Annotated in this window: 29 protein-coding genes; 16 read left to right on the forward strand and 13 right to left on the reverse strand. The window is 69.0% G+C overall.

Translation table 11 applies throughout. The annotated features are described in order from the left end of the window. Nucleotides 1-39: 39 nt before the first annotated feature. Both AB0C30_RS35925 and AB0C30_RS35930 read right to left on the reverse strand, forming a co-directional pair. The gene (locus AB0C30_RS35925; RefSeq protein ID WP_357952604.1) at nucleotides 40-1,440 is read right to left on the reverse strand and encodes an MmgE/PrpD family protein; all 1,401 of its coding nucleotides are present in this window, start codon (nucleotides 1,438-1,440) and stop codon (nucleotides 40-42) included. Nucleotides 1,441-1,453: 13 nt separating this feature from the next. After that, entirely contained in the window at nucleotides 1,454-2,251 is a 798-nt protein-coding gene (locus tag AB0C30_RS35930; protein ID WP_357952605.1) for a cyclase family protein, read from the reverse strand. Between the two features lie 77 nt (nucleotides 2,252-2,328). Between AB0C30_RS35930 and AB0C30_RS35935 the strand changes: the two genes are divergently transcribed. Further along, on the forward strand, nucleotides 2,329-3,087 hold the full coding sequence (locus AB0C30_RS35935; RefSeq protein ID WP_357952606.1) for an IclR family transcriptional regulator: 759 nt from the start codon (nucleotides 2,329-2,331) through the stop codon (nucleotides 3,085-3,087). Between the two features lie 447 nt (nucleotides 3,088-3,534). On the opposite strand, the gene AB0C30_RS35940 is transcribed toward AB0C30_RS35935, so the two are convergent. Beyond that, a complete protein-coding gene (locus tag AB0C30_RS35940; protein ID WP_357952607.1) occupies nucleotides 3,535-4,533 on the reverse strand; it encodes a hypothetical protein in 999 nt (332 codons plus the stop codon). A 395-nt stretch (nucleotides 4,534-4,928) separates the two neighbouring features. Here AB0C30_RS35940 and cutA point away from each other — a divergent pair, with 395 nt between their 5' ends. Continuing rightward, nucleotides 4,929-5,276: a divalent cation tolerance protein CutA gene (gene cutA, locus AB0C30_RS35945; protein WP_357952608.1), complete on the forward strand. Its 348-nt coding sequence runs from the start codon at nucleotides 4,929-4,931 to the stop codon at nucleotides 5,274-5,276. Here cutA and AB0C30_RS35950 read toward each other — a convergent pair. Together AB0C30_RS35950 and AB0C30_RS35955 are read right to left on the reverse strand one after the other, a co-directional pair. Beyond that, nucleotides 5,273-5,899 (reverse strand): NTF2-like N-terminal transpeptidase domain-containing protein, encoded by a 627-nt coding sequence (locus AB0C30_RS35950; protein WP_357952609.1) that lies wholly within the window; start codon nucleotides 5,897-5,899, stop codon nucleotides 5,273-5,275. The genes cutA and AB0C30_RS35950 overlap by 4 nt on opposite strands. A gap of 283 nt (nucleotides 5,900-6,182) precedes the next feature. Then, a complete protein-coding gene (locus AB0C30_RS35955; RefSeq protein ID WP_357952610.1) occupies nucleotides 6,183-6,806 on the reverse strand; it encodes an NAD(P)H-dependent oxidoreductase in 624 nt (207 codons plus the stop codon). A 247-nt stretch (nucleotides 6,807-7,053) separates the two neighbouring features. Between AB0C30_RS35955 and AB0C30_RS35960 the strand changes: the two genes are divergently transcribed. From AB0C30_RS35960 to AB0C30_RS35970, 3 genes are all read left to right on the forward strand, one after another. Further along, nucleotides 7,054-7,326, forward strand: coding sequence for a hypothetical protein (locus AB0C30_RS35960; RefSeq protein ID WP_357952611.1), 273 nt, complete (start codon nucleotides 7,054-7,056; stop codon nucleotides 7,324-7,326). Nucleotides 7,327-7,391: 65 nt separating this feature from the next. Next, nucleotides 7,392-7,892 (forward strand): hypothetical protein, encoded by a 501-nt coding sequence (locus tag AB0C30_RS35965; RefSeq protein WP_357952612.1) that lies wholly within the window; start codon nucleotides 7,392-7,394, stop codon nucleotides 7,890-7,892. Between the two features lie 499 nt (nucleotides 7,893-8,391). Continuing rightward, nucleotides 8,392-8,892 (forward strand): hypothetical protein, encoded by a 501-nt coding sequence (locus tag AB0C30_RS35970; RefSeq protein WP_357952613.1) that lies wholly within the window; start codon nucleotides 8,392-8,394, stop codon nucleotides 8,890-8,892. 474 nt (nucleotides 8,893-9,366) lie between these two features. Here AB0C30_RS35970 and AB0C30_RS35975 read toward each other — a convergent pair whose 3' ends face one another. After that, nucleotides 9,367-10,647: an ATP-binding cassette domain-containing protein gene (locus AB0C30_RS35975; RefSeq protein WP_357952614.1), complete on the reverse strand. Its 1,281-nt coding sequence runs from the start codon at nucleotides 10,645-10,647 to the stop codon at nucleotides 9,367-9,369. 352 nt (nucleotides 10,648-10,999) lie between these two features. Here AB0C30_RS35975 and AB0C30_RS35980 point away from each other — a divergent pair, with 352 nt between their 5' ends. Together AB0C30_RS35980 and AB0C30_RS35985 are read left to right on the forward strand one after the other, a co-directional pair. Beyond that, nucleotides 11,000-12,025, forward strand: a complete 1,026-nt coding sequence (locus AB0C30_RS35980) for a LacI family DNA-binding transcriptional regulator (protein ID WP_357952615.1) — start codon at nucleotides 11,000-11,002, stop codon at nucleotides 12,023-12,025. 34 nt (nucleotides 12,026-12,059) lie between these two features. Further along, nucleotides 12,060-12,977 (forward strand): PfkB family carbohydrate kinase, encoded by a 918-nt coding sequence (locus AB0C30_RS35985; protein WP_357952616.1) that lies wholly within the window; start codon nucleotides 12,060-12,062, stop codon nucleotides 12,975-12,977. A gap of 48 nt (nucleotides 12,978-13,025) precedes the next feature. On the opposite strand, the gene AB0C30_RS35990 is transcribed toward AB0C30_RS35985, so the two are convergent. After that, complete coding sequence (locus AB0C30_RS35990; protein ID WP_357952617.1) at nucleotides 13,026-14,234, reverse strand: hypothetical protein; 1,209 nt, start codon at nucleotides 14,232-14,234, stop codon at nucleotides 13,026-13,028. A 221-nt stretch (nucleotides 14,235-14,455) separates the two neighbouring features. Between AB0C30_RS35990 and lexA the strand changes: the two genes are divergently transcribed. Continuing rightward, nucleotides 14,456-15,115: a transcriptional repressor LexA gene (gene lexA, locus AB0C30_RS35995; protein ID WP_357952618.1), complete on the forward strand. Its 660-nt coding sequence runs from the start codon at nucleotides 14,456-14,458 to the stop codon at nucleotides 15,113-15,115. Nucleotides 15,116-15,268: 153 nt separating this feature from the next. Here lexA and AB0C30_RS36000 read toward each other — a convergent pair whose 3' ends face one another. From AB0C30_RS36000 to AB0C30_RS36010, 3 genes are all read right to left on the reverse strand, one after another. Then, nucleotides 15,269-15,748, reverse strand: a complete 480-nt coding sequence (locus AB0C30_RS36000) for an NUDIX hydrolase (protein WP_357952619.1) — start codon at nucleotides 15,746-15,748, stop codon at nucleotides 15,269-15,271. A gap of 184 nt (nucleotides 15,749-15,932) precedes the next feature. After that, entirely contained in the window at nucleotides 15,933-16,568 is a 636-nt protein-coding gene (locus tag AB0C30_RS36005) for a transcriptional regulator (protein ID WP_357952620.1), read from the reverse strand. Then, nucleotides 16,565-16,960 (reverse strand): DNA-binding protein, encoded by a 396-nt coding sequence (locus tag AB0C30_RS36010; protein ID WP_357952621.1) that lies wholly within the window; start codon nucleotides 16,958-16,960, stop codon nucleotides 16,565-16,567. The genes AB0C30_RS36005 and AB0C30_RS36010 overlap by 4 nt, the downstream gene beginning before the upstream one ends. 59 nt (nucleotides 16,961-17,019) lie before the next feature. Between AB0C30_RS36010 and AB0C30_RS36015 the strand changes: the two genes are divergently transcribed. The 5 genes from AB0C30_RS36015 (at nucleotide 17,020) to AB0C30_RS36035 (ending at nucleotide 21,199) form a co-directional block, all read left to right on the forward strand. Next, entirely contained in the window at nucleotides 17,020-18,288 is a 1,269-nt protein-coding gene (locus tag AB0C30_RS36015; protein ID WP_357952622.1) for a PEP/pyruvate-binding domain-containing protein, read from the forward strand. 143 nt (nucleotides 18,289-18,431) lie between these two features. Next, a complete protein-coding gene (locus AB0C30_RS36020) occupies nucleotides 18,432-19,046 on the forward strand; it encodes a histidine phosphatase family protein (RefSeq protein WP_357952623.1) in 615 nt (204 codons plus the stop codon). A 47-nt stretch (nucleotides 19,047-19,093) separates the two neighbouring features. Next, nucleotides 19,094-20,119, forward strand: a complete 1,026-nt coding sequence (locus AB0C30_RS36025; protein ID WP_357952624.1) for a histidine kinase — start codon at nucleotides 19,094-19,096, stop codon at nucleotides 20,117-20,119. A 113-nt stretch (nucleotides 20,120-20,232) separates the two neighbouring features. After that, the gene (locus AB0C30_RS36030; RefSeq protein WP_357952625.1) at nucleotides 20,233-20,856 is read left to right on the forward strand and encodes a response regulator transcription factor; all 624 of its coding nucleotides are present in this window, start codon (nucleotides 20,233-20,235) and stop codon (nucleotides 20,854-20,856) included. Between the two features lie 166 nt (nucleotides 20,857-21,022). Continuing rightward, nucleotides 21,023-21,199 (forward strand): hypothetical protein, encoded by a 177-nt coding sequence (locus tag AB0C30_RS36035; RefSeq protein ID WP_357952626.1) that lies wholly within the window; start codon nucleotides 21,023-21,025, stop codon nucleotides 21,197-21,199. 81 nt (nucleotides 21,200-21,280) lie between these two features. Here AB0C30_RS36035 and AB0C30_RS36040 read toward each other — a convergent pair whose 3' ends face one another. After that, nucleotides 21,281-21,841, reverse strand: coding sequence for a helix-turn-helix domain-containing protein (locus tag AB0C30_RS36040; RefSeq protein WP_357952627.1), 561 nt, complete (start codon nucleotides 21,839-21,841; stop codon nucleotides 21,281-21,283). Between the two features lie 80 nt (nucleotides 21,842-21,921). On the opposite strand from AB0C30_RS36040, the gene AB0C30_RS36045 reads away from it, so the two are divergent. Then, a complete protein-coding gene (locus AB0C30_RS36045) occupies nucleotides 21,922-22,548 on the forward strand; it encodes an NAD(P)H-dependent oxidoreductase (protein ID WP_357952628.1) in 627 nt (208 codons plus the stop codon). Next, nucleotides 22,545-22,859 carry a multidrug efflux SMR transporter gene (locus tag AB0C30_RS36050; protein ID WP_357952629.1) on the forward strand — a complete coding sequence of 105 codons (315 nt, stop codon included), beginning with the start codon at nucleotides 22,545-22,547 and terminating at the stop codon, nucleotides 22,857-22,859. The genes AB0C30_RS36045 and AB0C30_RS36050 overlap by 4 nt, the downstream gene beginning before the upstream one ends. 62 nt (nucleotides 22,860-22,921) lie before the next feature. On the opposite strand, the gene AB0C30_RS36055 is transcribed toward AB0C30_RS36050, so the two are convergent. After that, on the reverse strand, nucleotides 22,922-23,074 hold the full coding sequence (locus AB0C30_RS36055) for a hypothetical protein (protein WP_357952630.1): 153 nt from the start codon (nucleotides 23,072-23,074) through the stop codon (nucleotides 22,922-22,924). A 243-nt stretch (nucleotides 23,075-23,317) separates the two neighbouring features. On the opposite strand from AB0C30_RS36055, the gene AB0C30_RS36060 reads away from it, so the two are divergent. Then, the gene (locus AB0C30_RS36060; protein WP_357952631.1) at nucleotides 23,318-24,646 is read left to right on the forward strand and encodes an MFS transporter; all 1,329 of its coding nucleotides are present in this window, start codon (nucleotides 23,318-23,320) and stop codon (nucleotides 24,644-24,646) included. Here AB0C30_RS36060 and AB0C30_RS36065 read toward each other — a convergent pair. Further along, nucleotides 24,633-26,426 carry a protein kinase gene (locus tag AB0C30_RS36065; protein WP_357952632.1) on the reverse strand — a complete coding sequence of 598 codons (1,794 nt, stop codon included), beginning with the start codon at nucleotides 26,424-26,426 and terminating at the stop codon, nucleotides 24,633-24,635. The genes AB0C30_RS36060 and AB0C30_RS36065 overlap by 14 nt on opposite strands. Between the last annotated feature and the right edge of the window lie 33 nt (nucleotides 26,427-26,459).

The raw sequence follows: 26,459 nt of genomic DNA on the forward strand, positions 1-26,459 counted from the left end.
GAGCGGCTCCCTAGCGGTTCGTCGAGCCGGCGCGGTGGCTCAGGCGGTCGTCAGCCGGAGGAGCGGTGCCACAGTAGGGGCCTCGGGCAGGTCGCGGCCCGCCGCGACGAGAGCCGCCACGCGGTCCGGGTCGAGCGCCCGCCCCGCGTTCGTGCGGAACTTCACCGCGAGCTCCTCCGCCGTCAGCGGATGTTCCGGACCGCCACGGGAGGAGTCGACCCGATGCTCCAGCAGCGAGCCGTCACGCAGCCGTACCCGCAGCACGGCCGCGAACGCGTGCGGGAAGATCTCCGTCGCCCGCTCGTCCGCCACGCAGCGCACCCGCTCGGCCAGCGCCAGCCGTGCGGGATCGAGGGCGGCGAAGTCGTCCAGTGACAACCCCAGCCCGCCGCCGCCGTGCAGCGCCGCCGCGACCGTGTACGGTCCCGAGAACTTCGCGTGGTACGGCGACTCCGGCCTGACCTTGTCGGCCCGGGGCTCGGCGATGGTACGCAGCACCGGAGCCGCGACCCCCAGTTCGACCTCCTCGATGTCGGCGGGGGACAGGCCGCCGGCGCGCAGGGCGAGGGCGCAGTCGATGGCCGGATGGGTGAAGTGGTTCGTCGGATACGGCTTGTAGACCGTACGCAGGAGTTCCCACCGCTCGCCCAGCCCCGACAGCAGCGCCTCGGCGTCGAACCGGCCGTCCAGCCACGCCTGGAAGAAGCCGAACCGGCCCTCCAGCACCGTGGGCGGCCCCGTCAGCCCCTCCAGCGCGAGCACGGCCGCCGTAACCCCCGAGTGGGCCGCCCAGCCGCAGTGCACCCGCTTGATCGTGCCGCCCGTGCGGTTGGCCTCGAGGACGCCGGCGCCCATGCTGGCCGCCACCCCGACGGCGTGGGCGATGCCGGCGGCGTCCAGGTCGTACAGCAGCCCGGCCGCGACCGCCGCGCCGAGCGTGCCGCAGATCGAGGTGGCGTGCTGGCCCTTCTCGAAGAACAGCGAGTTGCCGGCCTCCGGCAGGTAGGAGGCCATGCCGAGCCGGTTGCACACCTCGACGCCGGCCGCGACGGCCGCGATCAGCCGCTCGCCGGACGCGCCCGTGGCCTCGGCGGCGGCCAGCGCGGCGGGCACCACGGGAGCGCTCGGGTGCAGTACGGACGGCAGGTGCGTGTCGTCGTAGTCGAGCGCGTGCGCCAGCGTGCCGTTGACCAGCGCCGCCGACGGCGCGGGCAGCCGGTCGCCGCTCCCGATCGCGGTCGACTCCCCGGCCCCCTGCCACCGTCGTACGGCCCGCAGCACGGCCGGGGCCGCGTCACCCGCCGGCTCCGCGTAGGCGGCCAGGCAGTTGCCGAGCACGTCGAGCACCCGGCCCGTCACGTCGTCGCGCACCTCGGCCGGGACGCCGCGATCCCGGCAATCCACGGCGAATTCCGCGAGCCGCTGAACATGAGTGGTCACTTCCGCTCCCCGATCAGGCGATGACGGCGAGCGGGCGGACCGGGGCTCCCGTGGCGCCGACGATCGGCAGCGGGTTCAGCACCAGCAGGAACTCGCGGACTCCAGAGTCGAGCAGTTCGGCCAGCCGCATCGTCTCCACGATGTTGATGCCCGACTCCACCAGCATGATCCGGTGCACGGGGAGCGTGGCATGCCCGCGGCCCGCCGCGATGTGCTCGAAGGCGATGGTCTCGCCGCCCACCACGCGCGGTCGCCGCGCGGCCAGCCAGCGGCCGGCATCGGCGCCCGGACCCGGAACGCCGTTCCGCTGACCGACGAAGTCGTCCCCCGACTCCCACAGCCGTGACCAGCCGGTCCCGACCAGTACGGCGTCGCCCGCGCGGATCTCCAGGCCTCCGGCGGCCCGCTCCAGATCGTCGGCGGTGACCTCGTAGCCGGCGGGCAGCGTGGTCACCCCGTGCACGGCGGCCACGTCGAGCAGCACGCACCGGCCCACGTACGGCTCGAACCCGTCGATGCCCATGGCGCTGAACCCCTCGTGCGACATCACCTCGCCCGCCGGCCGCCCGCCGTACAGCAGGCCCTCCTGGGAGACGTGCGCCAGCGCGTCGACGTGCGTGCCGACGTGGCCGCCCGTGACGATGATCTCGTTGGCGGCCGAGCCGCCGTCGGTCCTGACCAGGTCGCCGTGCCGGCGTTCCAGCGCCATCCGGAACGGCGGGTGGTTGGGGGACTGCGGCATGCCCTTGCGCATCGGCTGCGCCAGGTCCAGCACGCGCGAGCCCTCCAGGGCCTTCCACAACGACGACATATCCGGTGGCTCCTTGTGTTCCAATAGTAGGAATGCTGTTCCCGACAGTACACATGATTCACCGGGGAAGGCCCACCATGCCCAGCCAGACCGCCGCCACCGTCGAACGGGCCGCCGACATCCTCGTCCGGTTCGCCGAGGCGGGCACGGACACACTCGGCGTCACCGAGCTCGCCGAGAGCCTGGGCATGTCGAAGGCGGCGGTGCATCGGGTGCTGGCCTCGTTCAGGAGCCGGGGGCTGGTCGTGCTCGACGAGGAGAGCAGGCGCTATTCGCTGGGGCTGACGGCGATGCGGCTCGGCCTGGCCTACCTCGACCGCATCGACGTACGGCGGCTGGCCGCGCCCGAACTGCCCGCCCTGTCGAGGCTGACCGGCGAGACCGCCACTTTGTCGATCAGGACCGGCGACACCCGCGTCTACATCGACCAGGCGACACCCGAGCGGGAGGTGATCATGTCGGTCTCGCTGGGCGTGCCGTATCCGCTGCACGCGGGCGGATCATCGAAGGCGTTCCTGGCGTACCTCTCGGAAGAGGAGATCACCCGCTATCTCAGCCGATCACTGGAAGCCATGACGCCCGCCACCGTCACGGACCCCGGCCGCCTGCACACCGACCTGACCCTCATCCGCCGCCGCGGCTACGCGATGTCGATCGCCGAACGGCAGAGCGGCGCGGCCTCCGTGGCGGCCCCCATCCTCGACCACCATGGCCGGCCGGCGGCGGTCATCAGCGTGTGCGGCCCGGCCGACCGCTTCATGGCCGAAGCCGACGCCTGCGCCGCCGCCCTCCTGCGGACCACCGACCGCCTGTCTGCCGAGCTTGGCCACCACTGACCCGACCACAACGGGCCTTCGCTTCGCTCCGGGCGTTCTTCCTCCCCGCCCGTTACCCGATTCGGTGGTTGGCCGTCTGATGCCCACCCGCCCAAAAAGGGCCTCCGCTACGCTCCGGACGTCCTCTCAGGCGGGCTGACGCCCGCCCCCTGAAGGGCCTCGCTGCGCTCGGACCGCCTTCCCGAACACGCTTCGCCGGGTCGGCTGGTTGGAGCGGGTTTGACCGTCACGGCAACATCATCGAGACCGGCATCGACTCCTACCGCCTGGCCCAAACCCGCGTACCGCGGAGGGGAACTCCAGCGCGGTGGCCGACATTACGATCATGCGCAATGCACGCATGGTGCCCCCGAATCCCGATGGTGCTGATCATGGGTGTTCGACGATCGGTGCCATCGGAAAGTTCGTGGGGGATTCGCATCCCAGAGCGCCTGCGAGTCCGGAGGCCTATGTGTCGAGCAGTTCCGGAGCGAAGACATCTTCGAGCTTCCATTGCCCGGAGGACAGGCCCTGCTCGTGGTGGTAGCGCAGATAGGTGTCAAGAGCGGAGCGGTTGGACGAGATGCCGTACGGCCACCAGTCCTCGGAGAATTGCTCGCCGTTGCGCTCGACCAGGGCATTCATCCACGGCACCATGGTCGGGACCTGGTAGAGCCTGCGGTTGCGGCGGTAGCGGTCGGCGGCGGCGTCCTTCGCCTCGGCGAATGCGCGGTAGACCTTGTGCGCGAGGTCAGGACGGTGGCGGAGGAGCTCTCGCCGGATGACGATCGTGTGCATGATCGGGAAGATCCCGGTTCGCCGGTGGTAGTCGCGCTCCAGCGGCTCGAAGTCGGGGAACAGACGGGCGACGTTCGGGGATCCATCGAGCACGCACTGCGGGACGTTCGCCGAGAACAGGGCGTCGATCTCGCCCGCGTCGAGCATCGCACCAAGTGTCTTCCCCTCAGGCGCGACGGTCACGTCGACGTCGGCCGGATGTGGATGGGGGATGAAGTCGAAGGGAGTCGCAGGGTGCTCCAGGCCGCCGATCACCCAACGGCTCTGTTCGGGTTTGAATCCGTACTCGTCCATCAGGATTCCCTTGGCCCACACGCCGGAGTCCTGACCGTAGGTGCCGAATTCACCGATGGTCTTGTCCGCGAGATCACCTGGTTCAACGATCCCGCTGTGGGTGTTGATGAAGATGCACGAGTGCCGGAATACGCGGTTCGGGAAGATCGGCAGCGCTACGAACGGCAGACCGGTGCCCAGTAGCCGCAGGTAGAACGTGAGGCCGAGCTCGGCGACGTCGAACTCGTTTCCGCGGATCAGCCGATCAAAGATCTCCGGCAAGGTGACCCCGGTTTTCATCCTGACGTCGACGCCGTCGACGCTTACGCTCCCGTCGAACAGCGGCTGTGTCGTGTCGTACTGGAAGCACCCGATCGTGAGAACGGAGTCGGCCATGTGTATCGCTCCCATCGTTGACCGTCTCGGGCCTGCTGTCCAAGCCCATCCCGGCACGACCCCAGAACGGACCCGGCCGGTTAGCCGTGAGCGATCTTCGCAGCAAAGGCGCACAGCAGACCGGACAGAAGCGTGCCGATCGCGGCGGTTGTCACCTGCGCGCGGCTTCCCGTCCTGTCGTAGGTCATCTACCCGCTGCCTCGATCCCGCCGGGCGCAATCAGCGAACCGCGACGCACACGTTCCTTTCTTGGATGTTCACTTCCCAGATGCTCGAAGCGTAGGCACACTGCGCAGCAACTCGGGTACGGCCGTCATCTCGCCGTGTCCTTCGACGACGGAGGCGATCGTGACCCACAGAGAAGGTGATCGTTCATGGGACGTACGCTCGGAGCCATGACCCGCCATGTCGAAGTTCGCGTGACCGCCGACAGCCGCGAAGAGGCCGAACGCATCGTCAACGCGGCGGTCGAGAGCCGGGTGGCGGCCGGCGCCCAGATCAGCGGTCAGATCGTCTCCACCTACTGGTGGAAGGGCGAGATCCAGACGGCACCGCGCGAGCGCTATCTCTGCCTTGACGACGCACAACTTCATTCGCCGGGCCGGCTGATCGGAGTGGGCTTGCCCGTAGTGGCAACACCATCGAGACCGGCACCGACTCCTACCGCCTGCCCCAGACCCAAGCGCGCCACCGACCCCACCGCGCAAGCAACGGAGCCGAATCGCCTGATCTCAGTGGTCTAGCCGGTGACCCCTGGTTGGGCCGAGTCGGCCAGGGTTGCGACCAGTTTGAGGCCTTCGTCGGCGAAGAGGGATCCTGCCTGCTCTCCCTCGGCCCGCGTTTCTAGCAGGACCAGGCGGGAGGAACCATCGGGTTGGGGGACGACGCGGATCTGCCGTATCTCGCTGGAGCCGACCTCCTGCAGGCAGGGGTGGATCGCCGTCGGGGTCCAGTGAACTTTCCACGCGCGGTCGAAATCGATGACCTCGAAGTGCCCCTCGTAGGAGTAGGGGACCGGCCCGTCGAGAGTGACAGAGAACATGGCGTCATAGGCGGCGGCCTGCCCGAAATTCCGGTTGGACTCGGGACGGACGCGGGTCTCCCGGATGGTGATCTTCTTGGCCTGGGAGCCTCTGGTGAAGGCGTCATAGATGCCGTCGAAGTCGCGAGGCGGTTCCAGTACCTGGGCTTTCATGGCGGGCAGGTCGCCGCGTTGCCAGGCCGTCAGGAACGCGGTCGCCGTCTGCTGGGGTGAGCCTTCGGTGCGCATCGACAGGTAGACGGCAGCGCCCAGACCGAGGACGGCAGCCAGGGCTAGGGCGATGGTGATCCCTGGCCGTCGCCAAAATGGAGAAAAGACTGACATTAGTGGGCGATTTTACTGGCTAGATGCGGCTGTGGCCGCCCGAGTTGCGACATGTGCACAAGATCCGCACTTATCGCCAGACGGCGTCAAGGCCCCTAGCCAGATCGGCTTGTTCACCACGGCGACCCTGCGGCCCAGCTCCGATGCCGTCCATTATGAGGGTGTCGTTGCCAGTGCCCTGCTGGCAGGCGAGGACAGCTCCGCTTCGCCGACGCGGCCTACTCCACCGGCTCCTACCGCCCTCAGGCTGTCAAAAAAGGATCCAGGAACATCAGCGGATTCGCTAGAAGCGCCTGGCGACCTCGCGGGCCCGCTCGTCGGCCTGCTTCCGCTCGTCCTCGTACGACCCGGTCAACGTCGGATGGTGGCGGATCTCCTGGACATCGTCGATCCCGGCCCAGCGCAACCACCCGTCGAAGAACGTCGACTGGAAGTCACTCCCGAACTCGGCCCCGATCCCCGGCCCCCAGACCGAGCTGGTGTAGACGACAGCTGCCCGCTTCCCGCTCAGCAGGTGCTGGTACCCGGTCTCCGGGTCCACCCCGAACACCATGCCCGGCTGGCTGACCACGTCGATGAACTGTTTGAGCTTGTACGGCACGCCCATGTTCCACATGGGCACGCTGAACAGATACCGATCATAGGCATCGAAGCGCTCGAACATCCGCACAGCCGCCTCCCAGGCCACCGCCTCCTCTCCTACGGGCGTACCCCCTCCGAACACGGTCATCTTGGCCTTCGCCGCAGCGGGCCCGAACTCCGGCAGGCTCCCGTCCCACAGATCGAAGTGGTCGACCCGCCCCCCGGGATGCGTGGCGAGGTACTCCTCGGCAAAGGTCGAGGCGATGGCGATCGAGATCGACTCCGCTCCTCTGGGGGAGGCGGAGATGTGCAGCAAACGGCTCATGATTGTCCCCTTCCGGACTGCGGTCCGCTTGTGGGAAAGACAATACGGACCACGGTCCGGTTGGTCAACTACGGGTCGTACGGGCGTCCGGTCCCGTGTGGGCTCAGGGGTGGCCTCCCTGAGCTGTAGATCTTGGAGGGACCCCCATGAGGTCGGCTCCGAAACGGTTCGGCAACCGTCGTCGGCTTTCCCGGTCATCGCGCGGCGGAATGAGCCCGGCGCGCTGGGCATTTCAATTAAGTGATAAGTGGAATGGCAAGAGTGGATCATCTCCGTTTGCCGTCCTGATGGCGAGGAAATCAAGGCGATGCCGCGCATTGGCAATGGGTGGCCGGAGTGGGCGTTCCCGATCGAAGTGGGCAATTCGGAAACCAGCGCGATGCTGAGCGCCAATAAACGCGACAACGGCGGGGGTTGCACATGTCCCGAGCGCGTACACAGCGGCGCTCATTCGCGCCTGAGCCGTCGCACTTTCGGAACCCGCGCTCCTCTCTTGCCGCCCGTTCGTGGCATTTCCTGACCGGCGCGTACGCAGCGCGCCCTCTGCAGCGTCCATAGCCCTACCGGCCCTCCTGAGGAGTTCTCATGAAGCGACTCTCGATCCTCGTTTCTACGCCGCTGGCCCTGCTTGTCGCGGCGGCACTACCCGCGCAGGCTGTAAGCCCGCACTTCGTTTCAGCCGCCGCCCAGCTGGGTGGTACGAACTTGATCGTCTCGTTCAAGGAAGCCGGACTCGGCACCAACGAGAGCATCGACTATGCCGCGAGGGCGAGCGCGGCGGCCACGTACGTCTGCGTCAACCGGGGCGGGAGGAATCCCAGTGCCCAGAACAAGCAAGTCAATTCCGGCGAGGTGACCGCGACCGGCACGTTCAGCTCCGGCAGGAACGGCCAGGTGACGGCCTCGCTCGCGATCCTCCCGCCGTCGCCGGAGGGCTTCTCCTGTCCGCCTGGACAGAGCCTGGAGATCGCGCAGGTGACCTATAAGGAGGTGGAGATCGCCGATGACACGAATGGTGTCACGGCGTCGATCCCGGGCACGTTCGGCACTGGGTGCCTGTTGCCTGAAGTGAAGGGTGCCTGCTAGGGAGCCAAGGGCTCGAGCGCGGAGGACCGGCCTGTGGGCCGGTCCTCCGCTGTTTGATAGCGGACAACTATCGCGCAGCGGACACGCCGACTATATAGGGCAATATGGCTTACATTATTATACCTAGCGGCGCAGAGAGTATATTAGCGGCCGAAGTAGGGCGGCTGGGTGAGCATTTCAATTAAATGACAAGCGGAGTGGCAAGTGTGCATCATCTCCGTTTGGGGTCCTGATGGCGAGGAAATCAAGGCGATGTCGAACGCCAGGCAATGGGCGACCTGGAACGAGCGTTTCTGATCGAAGCGGACAATTTCCAACACATCGGAATTGGTATCCCTGAAAGGAAACAGAACTTGCTCAGGTCGAATGACATTGTTGGCGTTTCGGTCTGATCGGCAGGTAATTCGCACTTCTGCCGAACAGTGACTCTTCCCTGCACCTCATGTCGGCAAATGCCAAAATCCCGAATTCAGTGTAGAGCAACGCCTGAGGAGTTCCCATGAAGCGACTCTCGATCCTCGTTTCTACGCCGCTGGCCCTGCTTGTCGCGGCGGCACTACCCGCGCAGGCTGTAAGCCCGCACTTCGTTTCAGCCAGCGCCCAGCTGGGTGGTACGAACTTGATCGTCTCGTTCAAGGAAGCCGGACTCGGCACCAACGAGAACATCGACTACGTCGCGAGTGCGACCTCGACGGCGACGTACGTCTGCGTCAACCGGGGCGGGAAGAATCCCAGTGCCCAGAACAAGCAAGTCAACTCCGGCGAGGTGACCGCGACCGGCACGTTCAGCTCCGGCAGGAACGGCCAGGTGACGGCCTCGCTCGCGATCCTCCCGCCATCGGCGGGGACCTTCTCCTGTCCGCCTGGACAGAGCCTGGAGATCGCGCAGGTGACCTACACGAGCGTTAAGATCACCGATGACACGAATGGCGTCACGGCGTCGATCCCGGGCACGTTCGACACCGGGTGCCTCTTGCCTAACGTGCGGGGCGCCTGCTAGGGAGCCAAGGGCTCGAACACGGAGGGCCGGCCCATGGGCCGGCCCTCCGTGTTCGCTCCTCCCGATCAGGCGGCCACGACCCGGACGATCTCACGGAGACCTGGTGCACACGTGCGATGAACTCCTCTCGGTGGGAGGCGTGCGGATGGTGGCTTGCGATCATTCCGACCTTCACGATGCGCTCCTTCGCCGGCTGCGTCCGATCGGTCGAATCAATGCCGGGTCCACGATCAGGTGGCGGAAGGGCCCGATCGCGGCCCTCACCGGTGACCATGCCGCACCAGCCGTTCCAGGGCGCCGGGCCGCCGGGTGCGGGAAACTCAGTGACAACACGACGAGAGCAGACCAGCAACGAGAGTCGCGAGTTGATCCTCGACGCGGCGGCGGAGCTGTTCGCCGAGAAGGGGTACCGGCAGACGACCTTCATTGGCCGCCCAGATGGCGCAGTGGCCGCCGAAGATCGCGCCGACGCGGTCAGCGGCGGGGTGGGTCGATGCGGGCGCCGTCCGGGGTGAAGATCATCAGGCGGCTCTGGTCGATGGCCACCTTGGCCGGTTCACCGGCGCGCCAGACCGGGCGGCCGCCCAGGCGGACGATGATGTCGGAGCGGCGGTGGATGCCGCTGCCGACGTTCTGACCGACCTGTTCTTGTTCCTCCCGCTCCTCGCGGTTGGAGAACATCCGGCGGACCAGCCCGCCGAGTCCGGCGGAGCGGTCCTTGCGACCGTTGACCTGGGCACGCCGGTCCGGCGGCTCGGGCACCGGTACGGCCGGGACGCCGCACTCGATGTAGGCCAGCCACTCGTGGCCGTGGTACTCCAGCGCCCGCACCCGGCCGAAGAACGACGGCCCCTCGTACGACTCGGGCACGGGCGCCAGGCCGTCGGGGCGCAGGCCGACCAGCACCTGGCCGCCGGTGTGCTGGGAAATGGCGTAGGCACGGGGATCGCTCCACGGGAGCGTCAGCCGGTGCGGGCCGAAGTCGAGCATGACGTACTGGTTCTGCGGCGTGCGCACGGTCGCGGCCAGGAGGTTCAGCTGCTGGGAGTTGAGAAAGGCCGCCACGAACGCCGTCGCCGGGTCGTTGTAGATCTGCGCCGGAGTGCCGACGTCCTGCAGGACGCCGCGGTTGAGTATGGCGATCCGGTCGGCCAGCGTGAGCGCCTCGACCTGGTCGTGTGTCACGTAGATGGTGGTGACGTTCAGCGATCTGACCAGGGCGGAGATCTCCATGCGCAGCTCGGTGCGCATGCCGGCGTCGAGGTTGGACAGCGGCTCGTCCATGAGGAACAGCTTGGGCTGGCGGACGATCGCCCGTCCCATCGCGACGCGCTGACGCTGGCCGCCGGATAAGGTGCCCGGACGGCGTTCCAGCGTGTCGTCGATGTGCAGCGCCTTGGACAACTCGGTGACGCGCTCGCGTACCTGTGCCGGGTCCGACTTGGCGATCTCCAGGGGGAAGGCGATGTTGCCGCGTACGGTCCTGTGCGGGTAGAGGGCGCCGTTCTGGAACACCATGGCGACGTCGCGGTCACGCGGCGCCAGGTTGTTGGCCAGCTGGCCGTCCAGCCAGAGATCCCCCTCGGTGATCTCCTCGAGGCCCGCGATCATCCGCAGCAGCGTGGACTTGCCACAGCCGGAGGGGCCGAGCAGAACGAGGAACTCGCCATTTTCGGCCTTCAGGCTCAGTCGGTCTACCGCCAGGTAGCTACCCGGGTACACCTTGGTCACTTTGTCGAGAACGACCGAGCTCATGGGCCCAACACCTTGCGCACGTGTCACCTGTGACGGGGCTGATTGAAGGGGTAGTACATCGCGCCTTAACGCCACATGTCCACCCTTGTCATAAAAGATCTCTGCCCAATCGGGTTTCGGCTAGGGGTTTTGGGCATCCGATGGCGGAAACATCCGGAAAAATCGTGACTTGGAAGGGCTTGCGGGAAATTGCGGCAAGAGCTTTCATTGTCGGGACCGTCTTAGGGGCTGCGGAGCATGATCAGGGGTGGCGCGAGGCTGTGACGTACTCCGTGTACAGGCGCGGCTTCGCCGCCCCCGACGTCCCGCGCGCGTCACATCCGGCGGCCCGGTGGAAAGTACAGTGGCGCGCATGACCGGTCACGCGCGCCTCGCCGACATCGCCGCCCAGGCCGGGGTGAGCGAGGCCACGGTCAGCCGGGTGCTCAACGGCAAGCCCGGCGTCTCCGTCGCCACCCGCCAGGCCGTGATGACCGCGCTCGACCTCATGGGCTACGAACGGCCACCCCGGCTGCGGCAGCGCAGCAACGGGCTCGTCGGCCTGGTCACCCCCGAGCTGGACAATCCGATCTTCCCGGCGTTCGCCCAGTCCATCGAGAAGGCGCTGACCCAGCACGGCTACACGCCCGTGCTCTGCACGCAGCTGCCGGGCGGCGCGCCCGAGGACGAGTTCACCGAACTGCTGGTCGACCGCGGGGTGAGCGGCATCGTGTTCGTGTCGGGGCTGCACGCCGACACCACCGCGCGGATGGACCGTTACACCAGGCTCACCGACCGCGGGCTGCCGATCGTGCTGGTCGACGGCTACAGCGAGCACATCGACGCGCCGTTCATCTCGCCCGACGACCGGCTCGCCGCGCGGCTGGCCGTACAGCATCTCGTGGACCTCGGACACGAGCGGATCGGGCTGGCGCTGGGGCCGCGCAGGTTCGTACCCGTGATCAGGAAGATCGAGGGTTACCGGCAGGCCATGGCCCAGCTGCTCGGCACGAACGCCGTCGACGAGCTGATCGCGCACTCGCTGTTCTCCGTCGAGGGCGGGCAGGCGGCGGCCATGCAGCTCCTGTCGCGCGGCTGCACCGGCATCGTGTGCGCCAGCGACCTGATGGCGCTGGGCGCGATCCGCGCCTGCCGCGAGAAGGGGCTGGCCGTGCCGGGCGAGGTGTCGGTGGTCGGCTTCGACGACTCGCCGCTGATCGCGTTCACGGATCCGCCGCTGACCACCGTACGCAAGCCGATCGGCGCGATGGCCACGGCCGCGGTGCAGACCCTGCTCGAAGAGGTCAACGGGGCGCCCGCCAAGCACGTCGAGCTCGTCTTCCAGCCCGAGCTGGTGGTCCGCGGCTCCACGGGCTCCGGCCCGCTGGTGAACCGATGACCGGGGCACGCCCGCTCTACTCGCTCCAGCGCCGATGATGCGCGATGTCCTGGTCCTCGGCGGCGCCGGGGTCGACACCACCGTGTACGTGCCCGCGCTGCCCCTCCCGTACGAGGACACCTACTCCGTACCGCCCGTGATCGACCGGATCGGCAACACCGGCGCCGGTGTCGCGCTCGGCTGTGCGGCGCTCGGGCTCGACGTCACGTTCGCCGACCTGATCGGTGACGACCCGCAGGGCGCGCTGATCCGCCACGCGCTGCGCGGCCTCGACTTCATCTGGGCGCCGGCGCGGGCGGGCACCCGGCGCAGCGTCTTGCTGGTCGATCCGGACGGCCGCCGCACCTCGCTGTTCGACCCCAGGGCCACGCCCGGCGAGCGGCTCCCGAGCCACCTCTACAAGGGCGTGCGCGCGCGGCACGCGCACGTGTCGATCACCGACTTCTGCCGCCATGTGTACCCGGACCTGGACATGCCCGTCTCCACGGACCTGCACGACTGGAACGGCGTCGACGACTACCACCAGGACTTCGCCTACCGCTCCGACCTCGTCTTCCTCTCGGCCGCCGCGCTCGCCGACCCGGCCGCCACCATGGCCGCCATCATCGAACGCGGCCGCGCCCACACGGTCGTCTGCACGCGCGGCGCCGACGGCTGCCTGGTCCTCACCCGCGACGCGCCCCTGCGCGCCTTCCCGGCCGCGCCCCTGCCCGGTCCGGTCGCCGACAGCAACGGCGCGGGCGACGCGTTCGTCTCTGGCTTCCTGTACGGCACTCTGCGCGGACTACCCCTGGAGCAGCGCGTAGGGCTCGGCGCCACCGCCGGAGCCCACGCCTGCACCGTCCTCGGCACCCACGAGTCCCCGATCACCGAGCCCACGCTGCTGAGCCGCGCGCTCGGCCAGGATGGGGTCACCGACCCCACCCGTGCTGACCCGCGCGCTCGGCCATGACGCCATTCACCGGACCCGCCCCGCTGAGCCGCGCGAAGGAGCCGAGCGCTAGCGATACTCCGTGATCGCGTCCCGGCCGATCGCCCACAACGGCTTCCCGCCGGGGAGCGCGGTCATCGCGGTCACGGGGGCGGGAGGTGTGACCCGCGACCACCTTCCGCCCGCTTCGGCCAGCAGCCGGTAGGCGTCTTTCGCGTCCTCGGAGACGGACTTCCGGGAGGCGACCCACACCACGCCATCACTGTCGCGGGCGATCCCGGTCAACTGCCCGCCGTCGATGGCGACCGCCCGCCAGGCCGTGCCGTTCCACCGGTAGGACAGAGGGCGGAACGCGCCGTCCGACGTCTCGTAGCCGCCCACGGCCCACACGTCGTCGGCGGCCACGGCCAGCACCGCCAAGACCCGCGAGTCGACCGAGCCGGACGGCGACGGCGAGGGCAGCGACGACGTGGGCTCCGACGGCGTGGGCTCCGACGGCGAGGGCAGCGACGGCGCGGGCAGCGGTACGCGTCGCCAGGCGCGGCCGTCGAAGCGCGCGACGGCGGGCTCCGACTGCACGTAGCCGTCGTCCGGCAGCGGGTCCACCTCGCCGACCGCCCAGATGTCCTGCGGCGACACGGCGACGGCCGCGTACGTCGCGATGGGGATCGCCTGACTGGTCCAGCGCTGCCCGTCGAAGTGCCGCGCCCACCCGTCACCGAGCGCCCACACCTTCCCCCCACCCAGCGCGACCACCTCTGACGGACTCGCGGTATCCCCCTCGGACGTGATCACCGGATCGGGGATGAACGACCAGCGCCGCCCGTCGAAGCGCAGCAGCCCGGACTCACCGCCCTCCTTGTCCTCGGCGATCACCCACACGTTGCCGGGATCCGATGCGTCTACCTTGGTGAGCGTGACGTACCGGGCCTGCTTCGGCAGTTCCTTCGTCAGCCGTCGCCAATGCTTGCCATCCCAGTGGACCAGTAACGCCTCGTGGCCGTCGGTGCCGAACGTCCGCTCACCGACCGCCCACGCGTCGGCCGCGCCCGTGGCCGCGATGTCCAGGAAGTCGGCACCGTAGTCCAGCCCCTTCTGCCGGTAGACCACCCGCCAGCGGCCCTTGGGGTGCGTCGCCACCGGGGTACTGTCACTCGGGCTGGGCCGGGAGGTGACGCGATCAGTCGGGCCGGGCTCGCGGCCGGTAGCCGAGACGACCGAACATCCGGTCAATGCCACCATCACCAGGGTGACGGCCGCCAGTCGCAGGCCCACCATGCCTCCTGTGCGCGTCCGTCTTGGGTGATCTCCGTGGGCACGGGCCAAAAGGAGTGGCGTTCACACTACCGCGAGGCACCGGCGACCGGTCAGGAACGGGAGCCACATTGAAGCAGCGGCATCTCCGGCGAGCGGACGGCGACTTCGTCCACCATCGATCCGATCGTCGCGCGGATGGCCGCCCACGCCTGCGGGGCGGAGAAACCCTTAACATTTCGCACGTGACCACCTACGACGGCCATGACACGTTCGAGCACCTGGGCGCTTCGGCGCTGCCGCAGCGCCAGCAACGGATCCTGGCCACGATCCGGGACTGGGTGGTCAGATACGGATACCCTCCGAGCACCCGCGAGATCGGCCACGCCGTCGGGCTGCGGTCGTCCTCGTCGGTGTCCAAGCACTTGAGGAGCTTGGAGGAGAAAGGGTTCCTCCACCGGGGCACGACGATGACCCGGCCGATCGACGTACGCCTGTTCCTGGGGGCCTCGGCGCCGGAACCGGCAGGGGACCTGGTGACCGTGCCTGTGGTCGGGGACATCGCCGCGGGCACTCCCATCCCGGCCGACGAGTACATGGACGACACACTGACCCTGCCCCGTGACCTCACCGGACGTGGCAACGTGTTCGGCCTGCGGGTGCGGGGCGATTCGATGATCGACGCCGCGATCTGCGACGGCGACATCGTCGTCGTACGGCAGCAGCCCGAGGCGCATTCGGGCCAGATCGTCGCCGCGATGATCGACGGCGAGGCCACCGTCAAGGTGTACCGCCGCCGCGACGGGCACGTCTATCTCGAACCGCGCAATCCCGTCTACGACATCATCGACGGCGACGGCGCCGTGGTGCTGGGCATCGTGGTCTCGGTCCTTCGCAGCCTCTGAGCAGTGTGCGGCGACCTTCACCGGCGCTCGCCACCTCCGCGATCACCTGGACAGGCCTGACGGTCGTGACCCGAACCCGGGGAAAGGCGCAGCCACGAATTTTTCGAGAGCGACCCGAGCGGGCGCCGGGGTGCGGCCGTCTTCGTGTGCGTCTTATGAGTTCAGTCGTTTGGTGTGTTGGGCCAGGGTCGTGTCGATGATCTGGGTGTTGCTGGGGGGAGGGTTGGTCGTGTCCCACCAGCAGATGGCGCTGATCTCTTGGTTGGGGATGAAGTCGTGGTGGCGGGTGGCGGCATGGGTGGTGTAGACGGCGGCGTATTCGTTGTGCGGCGGGGTGGTCAGCCAGAAGCGTGCGTATCCCGCGAGGGTGAGGGTGGGCAGGTGCAGGCTGCTCTCCTCGCGCAGTTCCCGTACGGCTGCTTGGAGGGGAGTCTCGCCAGGGTCGATCCGGCCGCCTGGTAGTTCCCACTGCTGACGGAAGCGGTCGAAGACCAGCAGCAGGTGCCGGCCGTACCAGACCACGACCAGAGCTGCCGGCATCGGCGCGTCGTCCGGCATGCCGGGGACTCGTGTGGCTGGCAGGAACGCCGTCAGCGCGTTCCCCCTCTTGTCCATGGCCAAGGCTCGATCCATACGTCCCATGGTGAGTGCTCCGCGGACGGACTCCGCGGGTAACACCTCAACCAGACCGTCGGCAGGCCATCCGGGCGCGTGAGGCCATCGCGTAGCGCTGGGCTCCACAGCATGTCCTAAGCCGGTGATGCGCCTGACCGGCGCCCCGAGGGTCATCGCGGATGCGGGGCGGCGGAGCGCGGGGTCAGGGTTCGGCGTGGCGGTCGATGCCGAGCGTGGCGATGAGGTCTTCGTGGAGCTCGAACCAGACACGATGGCAGGAGTCGACATCGGTGCGGTCGACCCAGGCGCCCTGCCCGGCTCGGGCGCGCGCCAGGGCCGCGCCGAATCGTGCGTCGTATCCGCGGAACCGGGTGAGTACGCCCCGGAGCCGGTCCGCGAGTGGCAGGAGCGCACGGTCGATGCCGGCGAGCTCGTCGAGGATCCGGGCATCCCAGACGGGATCGGAGTGGTCGTTGGCGGCGAGCCGGTCACCGGCGGTGGGCCGGAGCTGCCAGTCGGTGCAGGCTCGTAGCAGGAGGGCGTTCAGCGGGAGGAACTCGCGGTAGGCGTCACGGACCTCGTCGGCACCGCCGACGCGGGCGAGCTCGGCCGCGAGCAGGCGCTCGTTCTCGGCTCGGCCTGTTTCGGTCAACGACCAACCTCCGCTACCGGCGAAGGCGGTGTGCTCGACCCACCCACGTGCCTCGGCGTCGTGCAGCACCTCTTTCGTCTCGGCCGCGTCGAGCCCGTACCGATAAGCGATCACCGGGGTGTCCGCGAACCCGGTGATGCGTACGGAGTGCAGGACCAGGAGATCGGTCGCGGAGTCCCGTGTCATGAGCCGGCGTCCGATCGTCCTGCCAGGCGGGTGTAATGCTGCTGGCATGCCTGCGGGGAGTTGAACCCCATCGCCTGCGCCATCTGTGCCCAGGTCAGCCCCGCGCTCCGGGCCGTGAACAGCAGGCCGGTTTCGAGTCCTTCGACCTCGGCGCGTGCGGCGGGCAGGAGGGCGAGCGCGCTCAGGACGTCCTCCGGGTCCAGGTCGGCGTTGCGCCAGACGGCGAACTGCACGAGGTCGACCGCCGACAGCGGGGCGGGCGAGGGTCGCCATGGACGGGCGTCGAGCTCATCCGCGCCCAGATCCAGGAGACGCTCACGCGCGTCCTGCTCGCGGCGGGCCTGTACGTGATCGGTCTGCATGTTGTGAGCGATGTCCTGCTTGCGTGGCATGCACTTACCCTGCACAATCAACAAAACGTTGTCAATCATTTGTTGAAAGGTAAGGGTGGATGATCGTACCCCTCATGGAGGCTGCCGCCGATACCTGCGGAGGTAAGGCCGGCGCGCTCGGCACGTTGCTCCGCGCGGGCCTGCCGGTTCCTGACGGCTTCGTCGTCTCGTACGCCGCCTACCTCGCCGCCGTCCGCGACCTGGACCTCGGGCGGTTCGCCGGCGAGCCGGACGTGGCGCGGCAGATGATCGAATCCCACCCGGTCCACGCCACCGTGGTCGATGCGCTACGCCGCGCACTCGACGAGCTCGGCGATCCGCCCGTGGCGGTCAGATCGTCGGCGGCGGACGAGGACACCGGCCAGGCATCGGCGGCCGGTCAGTACGAGAGCTTTCTCGCCGTGCGCGGAGCCGGTGAGGTCGCCGATGCCGTACGTGCCTGCTGGGCCTCGTTGTTCTCCGCACGTGCCATCGGCTACCGGCGCCACGGCCAGCCGTCCGACGATCTCGTGATGGCCGTCCTCGTCCAACGCCATGTGGATGCCGAGGTGTCCGGGGTCATGTTCACACCCGCGGGCCCGGGCGACGCGACGCAGATCGAGGCGTCCTGGGGGCTCGGCCCCAGCGTCGTCGGAGGCACGGTAACCCCAGACGCCTACCGCGTCGCCGAGGACGGGTCGGTCACCCGTAGCGTCGCGGACAAACAGACCCGCCTTGACCGGCACGGCACGCGGCTCGTCATCAGCGACGTGCCTACTGGTACCCGGGACCAGCCGGCGATCGACGACGCGACGGCCACGCGGCTGGCCGAGCTGGGCAAAGACATCGCGGCCGTACGCGGTGAACCGCAGGACATCGAGTGGGCGATCGTCGACGGCCGCGTCTGGATTCTGCAAGCACGGCCGGTCACCGCCGCACCCCCACCGGCGACCTCGCCTTCCAGCGCCTCGCACACCCCAGCCGCCACGCCCCCCGGAACCCTGGGCCACCACGGGACCGTAACCGGCACGCTCACCGGAACGCCAGGCAGCCACGGGATCGTAACCGGCACCGCGAGAATCGTCCGCGGCCCCGGCGACTTCGCGCGCGTGCGCCCGGGCGACATCCTCGTCTGCCCCTTCACCGACCCCGCTTGGACGCCGCTGCTGCGCGTCGCCGCCGGTGTCATCACCGAGACCGGAGGCGTGCTCTCCCACGCCGCGATCGTCGCTCGTGAGCACGCCATCCCCGCCGTCCTCGGCATCCCGAACGCGACGAGCACGCTCCACGACGACACCGTCATCACCCTCGACGGCACCAACGGCACCGTCACGGCGGCACGCGCGTGACTGATCACTTCCGTCCCTGGCCGGTCTATGTCAGGCCAAGAGCCGAGCCCACCCAGGCATCCCGCCACCGAATCCACACCTACGGATCCACATCGAAGGAGATGGGAAGCGGGCCCGCACGGGCACCGCGCCCCTGACCACTCATGGCAACGCGACACCTCTACCTGGCACGCCACGGCGCGGCCAACGCGTTCGGGGAGCTCACCGACATCGGGCACCAGCAGGCGGGCCTGCTGGGCGAACGGCTCGCCGGCGTACCGGTCGACGCCGTGTGGCACTCTCCGCTGCCACGCGCCGAAGCGAGCGCGCACGAACTCGCCCGGCATCTACCGAACGTGCCCGTGGCCGAGGCCGCCGAACTCATCGACCACGTGCCCTACGTTCCCAGTACGGCCGAAACGCCCCCGTCCTGGGCCGGCTTCTTCGACGGCTACGACGACGCGGAGGCGGCCTCGGGCCAGAAGCTCGCCGAGGCCCTGGTCGCCCGGTTCGCGAAGGTTCCCGAGACGACCGCACAAGGGGCTCGGCGTGACACGCACGAGGTCCTGGTGACGCACGCCTATCCGATCGCGTGGCTGGTGCGGCACGCGCTGGACGCGCCGCCAGCCCGATGGCTCGGCCTGAACAGCGCCAACACCGCACTGACGGTCATCGAGTACCGCGACGGCCTGCCGCCCACGATCGTGATGGTCAACGACATGAGTCACCTTCCGACCGGCCTGCGCTGGACCGGGTTCCCCGAAAGCATCAGGCCGTGAGGTAGCTCCTGCTGTCCGTACGGCCGAGGCGTTCTAGGGTCGACATCGTGAACCTCATCGGTGCGGTGCTGCAGCTGTGCGCGCTGGTGGTGGCGTTCCGGCCGCGCGTCCCTCCCGCGTACTCGGCCGTGGGCGGGGGAGCGGTCTCCCTGGCGATCACCGCCTACCATCCGCTGACCGGCACCCGTGGAGACACCACCTTCTGGCTGCTGATCGAGGTGCCGGCGCTGCTCGCCCTGACGATGCTCGCGGGCCGCCGCGCGCCTCTCGCAGCTCTCGTCCCCGGTCTCGCGGTTTCGACCATCCTGCTGAGAATGGTCTGGCCCGGCCCGCCCTCGCTGATACTGGCCGGTTGCGCGGGCTGGTCGCTGGGGGCGGTCGGGGTCGCCGCGGCCGGGCTCTATCTGCGTTCGCTCGATGGCAACCGGCGTCGGGCGGTGGCGCAGGCCGTACGGGATCAGCGGCTCGCTCTGGCGCGTGACCTGCACGATTTCGTGGCGCACGATGTCAGCGGCATGCTCGTACAGGCCCAGGCCGCCCGGCTCGCACCAGAGCTGCCGCCGCGGATCGAGGACGCCCTGCGGCGCATCGAGGAGGGTGGCCAGCGGGCTTTGACCTCGCTCGACCGTACGGTCCACATGCTCAACGAACCTGCCAGAGGCCCCTTCCCCGGCATCGACGGCCTGCGGGAACTGGCCGACGGGTTCTCGCCGACCGTCCGAGTGAATCTCGCCGTCGAGGCGGAGCAGATCTCCCGCGAGGCGTCGGCAACCGTCTACCGGGTGGTGACGGAGGCGCTGACCAACGTACGCAGGCACGCGCCGCGGGCGACCACTGTCGACATCGCGGTGACGAGAGACGGCGACATGGTCCGCATCCGGGTGGACGACGATGGCAGCGCTGGCCTGCCGGAGGGCAACGATCGCGGTGGCGGGAGTCGTTTCGCTGAACACCGTCGCAACGGCGGCTTCGGCCTGGCGGGACTCGCCGAGGTGCTCGGGACGGTCGGCGGCTCCCTTTCCGCGGGTCCCCACGGTGCGGGCTGGCGCGTCACCGCGGCCGTCCCCGTCTGAGTCCGGAGCCGCGGGTCGGAGTGGGAGGGTTATATGACGTACACGCGGCTGGAAGGGGGCAAGGACATGTGTCCGGGCGGTGTCGGTGGTATCCGGTTGGTGGGGGCGGTGACGTGACGACTCGGGTTCTGATCGCGGACGATCAAGATGACGTACGGATCGGCTTCCGGCTCATTCTCGACTCGCAGCCCGACATGACGGTCGTGGGGGAGGCGGCTGACGGGCAGGCGGCAGTCGGGCTCGCCCGGCATCTCAAGCCCGACGTCGTACTGGCCGACATCCGCATGCCCAAGCTCGACGGACTTGAGGTCACCAGGGTGCTCGCGCCGGAGACGCGGGTGATCGTGGTGACCACGTTCGACCTCGATGACTATGTGCACACGGCACTACGCAACGGTGCTTGCGGGTTTCTGCTGAAGCGGTCGGGACCGACGCTGCTCGTCGAGGCCATCCGTGCCGCCATGGCCGGGGACACGCTCATCAGCCCGCAGGTCACCGTACGGCTGTTGCGCCACCTCCGTGCCGCCCGGCCGGAGCCGCCGGGGGAGCCGCTCACGGAGCGAGAGATGGAGATCGCGCGGCTGGTCGCGCATGGGCGTACGAATGGTGAGATCGCCGCCGAGCTGTTCATCAGCGCCGGCACGGCGAAGACGCATGTGGCCAACATCCAGCGCAAGGTGGGAGCGGCCAATCGGGTCGGGATCGCGGCCTGGGCGTGGAACTCGGGGATCGCCTGAGGCTGCGTAAGATCTCACGGATGTCTTCTGCGACCTACCTTGCCCAGGGGCCACGCGTGGCCATTCGTCACCTCTCCCTCCAGGACTACGAGCAATATACGGCCCTGGTTCGGGAGAGCGCCGAGCTGCACCGCCCCTGGATGCCCGGCCGGTCCATGAAGGCTTGGTGATCTGTTCGCGGGACACCGGAGCGATCGTCGGCCGGGTCAACGTCAACAACATCGTCCGGGGAACGAACCAGAGCGGAACCCTGGGTTATGCCGCCTATGCGTCCACGACTGGTCGCGGCTATATGACCGTGGCCACCGCGCCAGAACAGGAGCCGGTCCGGCGCCCCCGGTGACGAGGCCCCGTGCGAGAAGGCTCCAAGGAGGTCTCCCTGGGGCCGCCCGAGCCGGCTCGCGCGTCCGTGGAAGGCCACGGCTTACGGGGGCCCTGGGGTCAGGATCCTGGTGAGTCTGGCCAGCGCCTGGGTGATCTGCTCCGGGGTGAGGCCGAGCACCGCGCGCTGGTAGCCGTACACCTCGGGGGCCAGGGGGGCGAGCAGGAGGTCGACCAGCCCGTCCCGGCTCGGCGTGCCCGCGGCGACCAGGAGTGCGTGCACGTGGGCGCGCCAGAAGCCGTACGCGCCGGTTTCGAAGCGGGAGCGGCCCACCTCCGAGCCGAGCACCAGGTGAGAGTGGTCCTCCAGCAGGCGCACCATGGCGGCGTAGAAGGCGGCCAGCCGCTCGGCGGGTGGCGCGCCCGGGCCCAGGGGGGGCTCGCCGCGCAGCAGGCGTTCTTGCAGGTCCCGCTCGTGCTCATCGAGCAGCGCGACGGCGATCGAGGCCCGGTCCGGATAGCGGCGGTAAAGCGTGCCCCGGCCCACCCCGGCCGCCTTGGCGATGTCCTCCATCGTCACGTCCTGCGGAGACCGCTCCGTGAACAGCAACGCGGCCGCCTCGAGGATCCGTGCCCGGTTGCGCGCGGCGTCGGCTCTCTCCATGCGCCCCATTGTATGTGGACATGACGTCCGGTTATAGTTAAGTGGACAGTGTGTCCACATATCTGGGATGAGGAGAGAGCATGCTGCTGCACCTGGACGCCAGCGCCCGCCGGGCGTCGTTCTCGCGGAGGCTGTCCGACGTGTACGCCGAGACCTGGCGGGCCGCCCACCCGCAGGCCGGCTACGTCTACCGCGACCTGGCCGCGCAACCCGTGCCGCACATCGGCGAGGCATGGACCGAGCTGTGCGACCACATCCTGCGGCACGAGATCACCGACATCTCGCGCTATCGGGAGGCGGTTCGCACCCCTGCTCAGCGCCGGGCGTGGGCCGTTGTGGAGCCGCTGCTCGACGAGGTGGTCGCGGCCGAGGTGATCCTCATCGGTACGCCGATGTACAACTACTCCATCCCCTCGGCGCTGAAAGCCTGGCTCGACCAGATCACCTTCCCCAAGATGTCGCTCGAAGGACGGTCGTTCGTGGTGACCAGCGCGCGCGGCGGCGCGTACGGTCCGGGCACGCCGCGCGAGCCGTACGACCACCAGGAGCGCTACCTGCGCGACTTCTTCAAGGGCCACTTCCGGGTCGAGGACGTGACGTTCATTCACGCGGAGCTGGTCAACGCCCGCCTCGACCCGGCGCTGGCGCACCTGCGCGAGCGGCACGAGGAGTCACTGGCCGCGGCGCTCAAGGAGGCGGCCCGATGAACTGGCTGATCCTGTTGCTGGCCGGGCTGATCGAGGTGGCGTGGTCCCAGAGCATCAAGCCGACGCACAACTTCACCCGGCCGCTGCCCACGCTGATCTGCCTGGTCCTGATGGTCGCCGCCGTCTGGCTGCTGTCCCAGGCCATGAACGCGCTGCCGGTCGGCACCGCGTACGCCGTCTTCACCGGCATCGGCGCCGTCGGCGCGATCACCTTGGGCATCGTCGTCAACGACGACCCGGTGTCGGTGGGCAGGATGGCGGCGCTCGCCCTGATCATCGGCGGCATAGTGCTGGCCCGGGTTACCACCTGAGCCAGAAGGCGAGCGACACGGGAAAGGCGGTCCTGACCTGGTAGGTCGGCTCCGCCGTTGGCTCACAGCAGGCCCTCCCCGGCCCCGGCTCTCTCGGGAGCCCACGGGAACAGGCGGCGCAGCGTCGCCAGGGCGATTTCCTCCGAAGGGACGAACTCCGTCTCCAGGCCGCGGGAGACGTCGTACGTGTGGAGGAGCAGCTCGTCGCAGCCCATGGCGATGAGCTCCCGAGGAGGGGTGCTGGGCCGTACCGCGTCGAGTGGGGTACGTGAAAGCGGTTATGCCTTCGGCGACGAGGCCGCAACAGATGTCGTCCGACACCAGAAAGGCACCATTTGTCGCTAACGATCTGACAAATCCAGTGTTCGCCCCCCGCCAGCCGGGTACGCATGGCGCAAACCGGGTGACGTGTGAGCCGGATCACACTGGGAGTCCCGGTCCGGGCTGAGGAGGCGCAGGTGACGCACGATCACGGGTTACCAGCCGCGGAGCACCAATCCCAGGTGAGGAGAGCGGCGACGGCGAGTGTCGTCGGTACGGCCATCGAGTGGTATGACTTCTTTCTCTATGGCACGGCCGCGGCGACCGTGTTCGCCGACGTCTTCTTTCCCAAGTCCACCCCTTATGCGGGCGTTCTGGCGTCCTTCGCCACGTACGCGGTCGGGTTCGCCGCCCGGCCGGTCGGCGCGGCGATCTTCGGGCACTGGGGCGACCGCATCGGGCGCAAGGCCACGCTCATCATCACCCTTGTCATGATGGGCGTCTCCAGCGCGCTCATCGGCGTGCTGCCCGGCACCGCCACCATCGGCGTGATCGCGCCGATCCTGCTCGTCGTCCTGCGCATCCTGCAAGGGATCGCGGTCGGCGGCGAGTGGAGCGGCTCGGTGCTGCTGTCGATGGAGTGGGGCGACCAGCGCAGGCGCGGCCTGATGGCCAGCTGGCCGCAGGTCGGTGTGCCCATCGGCCTCATACTGGGCACCGGCGCGATGTCGCTGGTGGCTCTCGCGGCCGGCGACTCGTTCAAGGACTGGGGCTGGCGGATTCCGTTCCTGGCCAGCCTGGTGCTGGTCGCCGTGGGTCTCTGGGTGCGGTTGCGGGTCATGGAGACGCCGCTGTTCGCCAAGCTCCTCGAGACCAGGCAGGTGGCCAAGCTGCCGGTGGTCGAGGTACTCAAGAAGCACCCGAAGGAGGTCCTGCTCAGCGCGCTCCTGCGCATCCCGGAGCAGATGCCGTTCTACCTCTACACGACATTCGTGATCACCTACATCACGTCCCCGACCATCGGGATGTCGCGAACGTTCGCCTTCGCCGCCGTCAGCGCCGCGGCGGCCGTCGAGCTCTTCGCGATCCCGTACTTCGGGCATCTCAGCGATCGAATAGGCCGCCGCAGGCTCTACCTCATCGGGGCCGCGCTGCTGGCGGTGATCGCCTTCCCCTACTACGCGCTGCTCAACACCGGCATCGCCGTCGTCATCCTGGTCACGATGATGGTCACGCAGCTCCAGCACTCCATGGAGTACGGTCCGCAGGCGGCGCTCATCGCGGAGAGCTTCCCGACCAGTCTGCGGTACGGGGGTGCCGGGCTGGGATATCAGCTGGCCTCCGTCATCGCGGGTGGACCGGCACCGCTGATCGCCACCTGGCTGCTGCACGACTACGGCTGGCAGGCCATCTCCGTGTTCATGATCATCGGTGCGGTGATCGGCTTGGTCGCGACGTACGCGCTGCCCGATCGGTCGAAGGTCGATATCTCCGACCCCGCCTCGTACAGCACTAATCGAGCCTGACCCGCACTCCGGTGCTCAGGCCGGAGTCATGCAGCTCCAGTCCCGCGGGCTGGGCCTCCTTCGGCAGCTCGAACAGCAGCGCGCCGCTGAAGGACTGGCCCGGCCCGATGCGGACCGGCGTGACCTCGGCGCCCGCCTTGTCGAGCAGCTTGGTGCCGCCGTGTAACGCGTCGTCCTCGTCCAGCAGTTTCTGCTGGCCGGGGTAGAGGACCCTGGCCTCCTGGCCGATGTTGTTGACCTTGAGGCTCACCTGGCAGGTGCGCTGCTTCGCGCCCTTGGCCGGTTTGGGGCACTTGGTGCCCGTCACCGCGAACTTCAGCTTCCCGTCCTGCGCCGGGCTGTCCGCGCCGACCGGGTCGGGGGACCTGAGCGCCCACGCCAGTACGGCCAGCAGCAGCACCAACAGCACGATGGCCACCACGATGGCGGTCACGCAGCCGGTGAACACGCTCCTCTTCCGCTTGACCGGGAACGCCACCGGGCCCCTCGGCCCAGGCGGCAGTGGCGCTTGCCCTGTCTGATGGGCGGAAAGCGGCACTTGTCCCGTCTGATGAGCGGAGAGTGGCACCTGTCCCGTCTGGAGGGATGGCGGTCCCTGGCTCGCCGGACCAGGAGGCGGCGATGCCTGGCGGGGCGATGCCTGATGGGGTGGCGCCTGGCGAGGAGGTGACTGGCGGGGCGGCGGCGGGGGCGGCGCCTGGGCGGGCGGGTGTGGTGCCGGCCCGCGTCCCGGCAGCGGCCCCATACCGGTCTGCTGGTGCGCCTGAGGCTGAGGCTGGTGAGACGACGGCTGGTGGGCCGACGGCTGGTGGCCCTGCGGCGGCGGGGTCCAGCCCGGCGGCGCCTGGCGTACCTGCGGATTGTTCGGGAACTCGGCCAGCGGCGGGAACTCCGACGGGTTCCACGAGCTGGTGAGATGGCGGGTCGCGGCGAGCTGGGCGGCCGGCTCGTCGGCCGCGCCCACGAGTTCGAGCAGGAGCTGCTTGGCCGCCGGTCGGCGCGCGGGGTCGGGGTGGATGGCCGCGGCCACCAGCCGGTCGAGCGGCGCGGGCAGGCCGCGCAGGTCCGGCGGGGCGGTGCGGGCGCGCGCCGCCATGACGTAGGCGTCGCCCTCGCCGAACGGATGGCCGCCGAGCCCGGCGTAGGCGATCAGCGATCCCCAGGCGAACACGTCGCCCGCCGGGCTGGTGCGGCCCTCGAAGACCTGCTCGGGAGCGATCCAGCCGGGCGTGCCCATCACCATGCCCGCGTTGGTGTGGCGGGTGGAGACGTGGGACGAGCGGGCCAGCCCGAAGTCGATCACTCGCGGGCCGCCCAGCGTCAGCATCACGTTGGCGGGCTTGAGGTCCCGGTGCACCAGGCCGACGGCGTGGATCGCGGTCAGCGCCGCCGCCACGCCCACGGCCGCCGAGTGCAGCACGGACGGTGTCAGCGGGCCGTGCTCGATCAGGTGGTTCTCGAGGGAGATGCCCTCGATGTACTCGGTGACGAGGTAGAGGACCCCGTCGTGCTCGCCGTGGTCGAGGACGCGGGCCGTGCAGAACGAGGCGACCTTGCGGGCGTTGGACACCTCTTCGTGGAAGCGCGCCCGGTAGACCGGGTCCATGGTGTAATCGCGGCGGATCGCCTTGAGCGCGACCTGTACGCCGTCGGCGGCCTTGGCCAGGTAGACGGTGCCCATGCCGCCCGAGCCGAGGCGGCTGATCAGCTCATAGGGGCCGATCGCCGACGGGTCTTCCGGCGTCAGCGGAGTGCCTGCGGAGCGCCCCTGCTGCCCCAACGTCGCTTTCCTCTCGCCTTCGTTGCCGTGTTG

It is taken from the genome of Nonomuraea sp. NPDC048901 (assembly GCF_040649695.1).
GTDB lineage: Bacteria > Actinomycetota > Actinomycetes > Streptosporangiales > Streptosporangiaceae > Nonomuraea.